Source organism: Flavonifractor sp. DFI.6.63 (assembly GCF_024462255.1).
In the GTDB taxonomy this organism is placed as follows: domain Bacteria; phylum Bacillota; class Clostridia; order Oscillospirales; family Oscillospiraceae; genus Lawsonibacter_A; species Lawsonibacter_A hominis.
This window is the reverse complement of the sequence record NZ_JANGBE010000003.1, coordinates 167,522-173,540: the sequence shown is the minus strand read 5'-3', so window position 1 is coordinate 173,540 and position 6,019 is coordinate 167,522. Positions and strand designations below refer to the sequence as shown.

The 6,019-nt window shown below is 64.3% G+C and carries 6 protein-coding genes and 2 pseudogenes; 4 read left to right on the top strand and 4 right to left on the bottom strand.

All coding sequences use genetic code 11. The features are described 5' to 3' along the window. The 4 genes and pseudogenes from NE547_RS02755 to NE547_RS02740 all read left to right on the top strand — a co-directional run. Window positions 1-142 (top strand): annotated as a pseudogene (locus tag NE547_RS02755) (IS4/IS5 family transposase); the annotation flags it as partial. Between the two features lie 15 nt (window positions 143-157). Next, a pseudogene (locus NE547_RS02750) lies at window positions 158-1,138 on the top strand (putative DNA modification/repair radical SAM protein); the annotation flags it as partial. A gap of 44 nt (window positions 1,139-1,182) precedes the next feature. Continuing rightward, window positions 1,183-1,992, top strand: a complete 810-nt coding sequence (locus NE547_RS02745; RefSeq protein ID WP_256174677.1) for a TIGR03915 family putative DNA repair protein — start codon at window positions 1,183-1,185, stop codon at window positions 1,990-1,992. After that, a complete protein-coding gene (locus NE547_RS02740; protein ID WP_186906799.1) occupies window positions 1,989-2,294 on the top strand; it encodes a TIGR04076 family protein in 306 nt (101 codons plus the stop codon). The genes NE547_RS02745 and NE547_RS02740 overlap by 4 nt, the downstream gene beginning before the upstream one ends. Window positions 2,295-2,346: 52 nt before the next feature. Here the strand turns inward: NE547_RS02740 and NE547_RS02735 are convergent, their stop codons facing one another. From NE547_RS02735 to NE547_RS02720, 4 genes are all read right to left on the bottom strand, one after another. Continuing rightward, window positions 2,347-3,186 carry a zinc dependent phospholipase C family protein gene (locus NE547_RS02735; protein WP_256174676.1) on the bottom strand — a complete coding sequence of 280 codons (840 nt, stop codon included), beginning with the start codon at window positions 3,184-3,186 and terminating at the stop codon, window positions 2,347-2,349. 228 nt (window positions 3,187-3,414) lie between these two features. Next, window positions 3,415-4,116 carry an ABC transporter ATP-binding protein gene (locus NE547_RS02730; RefSeq protein WP_186906823.1) on the bottom strand — a complete coding sequence of 234 codons (702 nt, stop codon included), beginning with the start codon at window positions 4,114-4,116 and terminating at the stop codon, window positions 3,415-3,417. Between the two features lie 7 nt (window positions 4,117-4,123). Next, window positions 4,124-4,945 carry an ABC transporter ATP-binding protein gene (locus NE547_RS02725; protein ID WP_243204679.1) on the bottom strand — a complete coding sequence of 274 codons (822 nt, stop codon included), beginning with the start codon at window positions 4,943-4,945 and terminating at the stop codon, window positions 4,124-4,126. Window positions 4,946-4,964: 19 nt separating this feature from the next. Further along, window positions 4,965-6,011: a branched-chain amino acid ABC transporter permease gene (locus tag NE547_RS02720; RefSeq protein WP_186906796.1), complete on the bottom strand. Its 1,047-nt coding sequence runs from the start codon at window positions 6,009-6,011 to the stop codon at window positions 4,965-4,967. Between the last annotated feature and the right edge of the window lie 8 nt (window positions 6,012-6,019).

The window sequence follows — 6,019 nt, the reverse complement described above, 5'->3', positions numbered from 1 at the left end:
CCTGTATAAGGAGCGCCATCTGGTGGAGTGTTTTTTCCAGAAAATCAAGTGGTTTCGCAGAATCGCCACCAGATATGACAAGTCGGATGCTTCCTTCCTGGCCTTTGTGTATCTTGCCTCCATCGCTGTTTTGTTGCTTTAGCACAATCTCCACCTTTTTTCAAACAAACCCTACATCGAAGGGCTTTTCCTCTCCTCCGCGGTAAGCGGCAACCCCGACTGCACCACCGAGCGGATGATGGAAGCCCTGCGCATTCTGCGGGAGGAATATGGCTTTGCCGGATATATCCACGCCAAGGCCATTCCGGGGGCCGACCCGCTGCTGACCTATCGTCTGGGCCTGCTGGCCGACCGCCTTTCGGTAAACATCGAGCTGCCCAGCGAACAGAGCCTGAACCGGCTGGCCCCGGACAAGGCCCGCTCCGCCATTCTGGCCCCCATGGGACAGATTCGGGACGGCATCCGCCTCTCCCGGCAGGAGCTGGCCAAGTACCGCCACGCGCCCCGCTTCGCCCCGGCGGGCCAGTCCACCCAGATGATCGTGGGCGCCACCCCCGAGAGCGACCTGCACATCCTCCGCCTGACCGAGGGGTTATACCGGAAGTATCAGCTCAAGCGGGTCTTTTACTCAGCTTATGTGCCCGTGTCCGACAGCGCCCTGCTCCCCGCCCGCCAGGAGTTCAAGCCGCCCCTGCTGCGGGAACACCGGCTCTATCAGGCCGACTGGCTGCTGCGCTACTACCACTTCCGCGCCGCCGAGCTGCTGGACGAGACCCATCCGAACTTTGATCCCCGCCTGGACCCCAAGTGCTCCTGGGCGCTGCGGCATATGGAACGCTTTCCCGTGGAGGTCAACCGGGCCGATTATGAGACCCTCCTGCGGGTGCCCGGCATCGGCGTACGCAGCGCCCAGCGCATCCTCACCGCCCGCCGCTGCGGAGGGCTCACCTTTGCCGGGCTCAAGACCCTGGGGGTGGTGCTCAAGCGCGCCCAATACTTTCTCACCTGCTCCGGGCGGATGCTGGAGGGCCTGCGGGTGAATTCCGACGGGGTGCTCCGCCATCTGGCGGAGCAGGAGCGGAGCCTGCTGGCCCAACAGGCTCCGCAGCAGCTCTCGCTCTTTGACGCCATCCGTTGACAAAGGCGTTTTGTTGCCCCACGCCCGAAAAGGAGGACGCACAATTGGAGGTCTGGCCCCAGGTTTCTTATCAATATGACGGCAGCTTTGCCGGTTTTTTGTCCTGCGTGTTCGAAAGCTACGTGCACAAAGAGGCCCCGGTCTGCTTTTCCACTCCCGCCGACCCCCGGCTCTCCCTGTGGCCGGAGCGGGCGGTGGAGACCGACCGCGCCCACGCCCAGCGGGTCTGGCGCTCCCTGGCGCGCAGGATCTCCGCCGATGCCCAGCGCCTGGTCTATCGCAGCTTTCTCACCTGCCTGGAGGAGCGGGAGCTGCATCTGTGGCGGTTCATCGCTCTGGGGTACGAACGGGGCGGCGGGGTCATGCGCGAGCTGACCGACCCCCGGCTTGCCGTACTGCGCAAGGCCGACCAGCATCTGTGCGGGGAGGCTCAGCTGCTCCGCGGCTTCGTCCGTTTTTCGGACCAGGGCGGGGTGCTTGTGGCTGAGATCGAGCCCAAGAACCGGGTCCTGCCCCTGCTGCGGCCTCACTTCTGCGCCCGCTGCTCCGGGGAAGCCTTCGTCATCCACGACCGCACCCACCACGAGGCCCTGTTTTCCCGGCCCGGCCGGTGGGACATCGTACCGGTGGAAGGGTTTCAGGCCGGCGTCCCCGACCGGCGGGAGCTGGACTACCGGCAGCTGTGGCGCCGGTTTTACGACGCCATTGCCATTGCCGAGCGTTATAATCCCAAATGCCGCATGACCCACATGCCCAAGCGCTATTGGAACACGATGACGGAATTTCAAACAGAGACGCCGGACGGCCGCGGCAGCCCACCCGGCGCCCCGCCGCGAAAGGAGCTCACGGGATGAAACAGGTCCAAATCACCGTATTACGCAAACAGCTCTACGAGGACTTCGCAAGCGAATTCCTGACTGACGCGCCGGAGGAGTGCGCATGCGTTTTCTTCCAGGAGGGGGACCGCTTCCTCTACACCGGCGGGGCGGAGATGCCGGAAGGCTTCTGTCCCTGGGCCTGGATCGACCTCTACCGCACGGTATCCGCGCTGTCCACCGGCTCCTCCTACACCCCCTGGCAAAAGCGGGACGGGGTCAGCGTGGTCTGCTGCACCGACGGCATCCGTCCGGTCACCTTTCTGCTGGAGGCCCTGTAGCTGCAAAGGGACCCGGCGCGGTAGCCCCGCGCCGGGTCCCTTTGCAATGTACTTACGCGCTGTGGGCCTCCTGCCAGCGCAGGGTGCTCGGGATATGGGGCGGGTTGCCCTTGAAATCCCGGTCAAACCAGGCCGGGACCGGTTCTTCCGCCGCGACGGCCCGGAAGAATGCCCCAAGCTGCTCCGCCGTCTCCTCCACCGCCCGCTCCAGCAGGCGGTCCAAATCCGCGTTGCTCTCCGCCGCAGAGGGGTGCGGCTCCTCTTTCAAGGCGATGCCCTTGGCGGAGCGAATGGGCAGCATATGACTCACCGCACCGATCACCCTTCCCCGCTTGGTTCCGCAGGAGCGGGCCAGAAAACCGATCAAAAAGGTCATGGCGCGATAGGCCTGCCGTACCTGCCCCGGCGAGGCATGCACGAAGGCCCGGGCGGCGGCCTGCCAGACCGCGCCGTCCTCCGGCGCCGCCGGCAAATGGGCCCTGCCGCATGGATCCAATCCATCGTCCTCCATCAGCATCCGGTCATACTCCCCCTCCATGGCCATGTGGGAGATGGGGCCTTCGGCGGCCCGTTCGTCCACATAGCCGTGGCAGGCGCTGTCCAGCGCCAGATGGCAGAGAAAGCCCGCCGTGTAGCCTACGGCCTGCGGCTGGCCCTCCTCGACCGCCTGGCGCAGCCGCTCTGCGGCGGGCAGCGCGGAGCGGCGGTGCATCCGTACCCCTTCCCGCCGGACGGCGTTGGGGCGCAGCGGCTGGTAAAAGAACAGCGGGTCCGGCCCCAGGCACCCCAGGTCGAAGGCCTCCCGCTCTGCGGCGATCGCGTCGGCAAGCCCTTGCGGAAGCGCTTCCAGCACCTTGCCGCCAAATTTCAGATGGGCATAGTAATTGGGCATGGTATGCTCTGGTTCCTCCTTACAGATCCGGGCGGCTCAGGAGAACGGCGGTTGATCCCGGCCCTGCGCAGGCCGCCCTGCGATTGCTCTACCTGACATTATAGCACAGCCGTCAAGCGTGGGAAGCAAAAACCGTCGGCAGTTTCCCCGGCGCCCGGGGAACTGCCGACGGTCCTTTCCGTTTATTTGATCGCAGGAAGGCCGCCCGGCCTGCCGGCATCCCGGCCATCAGCCGCCCAGATAGGCCTTCTTGACCGCCTCATCCTCCAGCAGCTGCTTTCCGGGACCGCTGAGGGTAATACGCCCCGTCTCCAGCACATAGCCGCGATGGGCCACTGAGAGGGCCATCTGAGCGTTCTGCTCCACCAGAAGGATGGTGGCTCCGCCCTTGTTCAGTTCCTGGATGATATCGAAAATCTGCTCCACCAGGATGGGGGCCAGACCCATGGAGGGTTCGTCCAGCATCAGCAGCCTGGGGTTGGACATGAGCGCGCGCCCCATGGCCAGCATCTGCTGCTCACCGCCGGAAAGGGTGCCCGCCACCTGGCGGCGGCGCTCCTTCAGCCGGGGGAACTGCTCGTACACCCGCTCCAGACCGGGGGCAATGGTGCTGCTGGGCTGGGTGAAGCCGCCCATCTCCAGGTTCTCCTCCACGGTCATCTGGAGGAAGACCCGGCGCCCTTCGGGCACCTGGGCCAGGCCGCGGGAGACCAGCTTGGCGGCAGACACGCCGCTGATGTTCTCCCCCAGGAAGGTGATGGAACCGGTCTTGGAGCGCAGCAGACCGGACACGGTCTGGAGCGTGGTGGATTTCCCCGCCCCGTTCGCACCGATGAGGGTGACGATCTCTCCCTCCTCCACCTCGAAGGAGACGCCCTTGACCGCGTGGATGGCGCCGTAATAGACATTGATATCCTGTACGCTCAGCAGCATCGTCTTACGCCTCCTTATGGGTACCCAGATAGGCCTTGATGACCTCCGGGTTGTTCTGGATCTCCTCGGCCGTGCCTTTGGCGATGACCTGGCCGAAGTTGAGCACGCAGATGCCCTCGCAGATGCCCATGACCAGGCTCATATCGTGCTCGATGAGCAGGATCGCGATCTGGAAGGTATCCCGGATCTTGACGATGTTCTCCATGAGCTCGGCCGTCTCCGAAGGATTCATGCCCGCCGCCGGCTCGTCCAGCAGCAGCAGGGAGGGATTGGTGCCCAGGGCCCGGACGATCTCCAGCCGCCGCTGGGCGCCGTAGGGCAGGGCTCCCGCCTTTACGCCGGCCAGATCCTGCATGTCAAAAATGGACAGAAGCTCCAGGGCCCGCTGGTGGGCGGCCTTCTCCTGCCGCCAGTAGTTGGGCAGGCGCAGGATGCCCGAGAGCATGGAATAGGGCTCCTGATTGTGCAGGCCGATCTTTACGTTGTCCTCCACGCTCAGATTGCTGAACAGGCGGATGTTCTGAAACGTGCGGGCGATGCCCATGCGGTTGATCTGCACGGTGGTCTTGCCGGAGGTATCCATGCCGTCCAGCAGGATGGTGCCCCGGGTGGGCTGGTATACCTTGGTCAGCAGATTGAATACCGTGGTCTTGCCCGCGCCGTTGGGACCGATGAGTCCCGCGATCTCGGTGCGCCCAATGGTCAGGTTGAAATCGTCCACCGCCCGCAGGCCGCCGAAGTCGATGCCCAGATGGCTGCATTCCAGGATGGGAGATTTGTCGATATCCCGTTCGGGGATGATGGAGTGGCTGGGCACGGGCACCATCTTGGGCTTGTCAAATTTCTTAGCCATCAACGCTGGCCCCCTTCCGTTTGGGAATGATCCGGGCAAAAAAGCTCTTGAGCATGGGGTTGTTGGTCGCCAGCATCACCAGGATCAGCACGATGGCGTACACCAGCATCCGGTAGGTGGCAAATCCGCGCAGCGCCTCCGGCAGGATGGTCAGGGCTGCGGCGGCGATGATGGAGCCCCACATCCGGCCCAGGCCGCCCAGCACCACGAAGACCAGGATGAGAATGGAGGTGTTGAAATCGAACTTGGTGGCGATGACGGCGGTCTGCCCCTGGGCAAACAGCGTGCCCGCCGCCCCGGCCAGCGCGGCGGAGAGGACAAACGCCATCATCTTGTACTTGGTGACGCCGATGCCCACGCTCTCTGCGGCAATACGGTTGTCCCGGATGGCCATGATGGCCCGGCCCGCCCGGCTGTTCACCAGGTTGAAAATGATGATCAGAGCCACCAGGATCAGGAGAAAGCCTGCGGTGAAGGTGGAGATCTTCTGGATGCCCGGAATCCCCATAGGGCCGTTGAGGATCATGCGCCCTCCCTCGCCCAGGGTCATGGTGTTTTTGAGGAAGCTGACGTGGAGCCCCACGCCGTCCATACCGATGTACAGATTATTGACGATGCTCTTGATGATCTCACCGAACGCCAGCGTGACGATGGCCAGGTAGTCGCCGTTGAGGCGGAGCACCGGGATGCCGATGAGGAAGCCCGCCACGGCGGCGCAGCCCGCGCCCACGATCATGGACACCAGCAGCCGCACCGGCGCGGAGGGAAGGGCGGCCTGGAGGCTGACCGCAGCCACCGTGCCCGCAAAGGCGCCCACGCTCATAAAGCCCGCGTGCCCCAGAGAGAGCTCGCCCAGAATGCCAACCGTCAGGTTCAGGGACAGGGCCATGACCACATAAGCGCAGATAGGCACCAGCTGCCCCTGAAGGGTGGAGCTCAGCCCGCCCCCTGCGCTCAGCGCCTGGAGGATCACAAAGGCAGCGACCACCATGACGTAGGTCAAACCGTTGGCCCTTGAAGTCTTGCTCAGTCGTTTCATATCCGCCA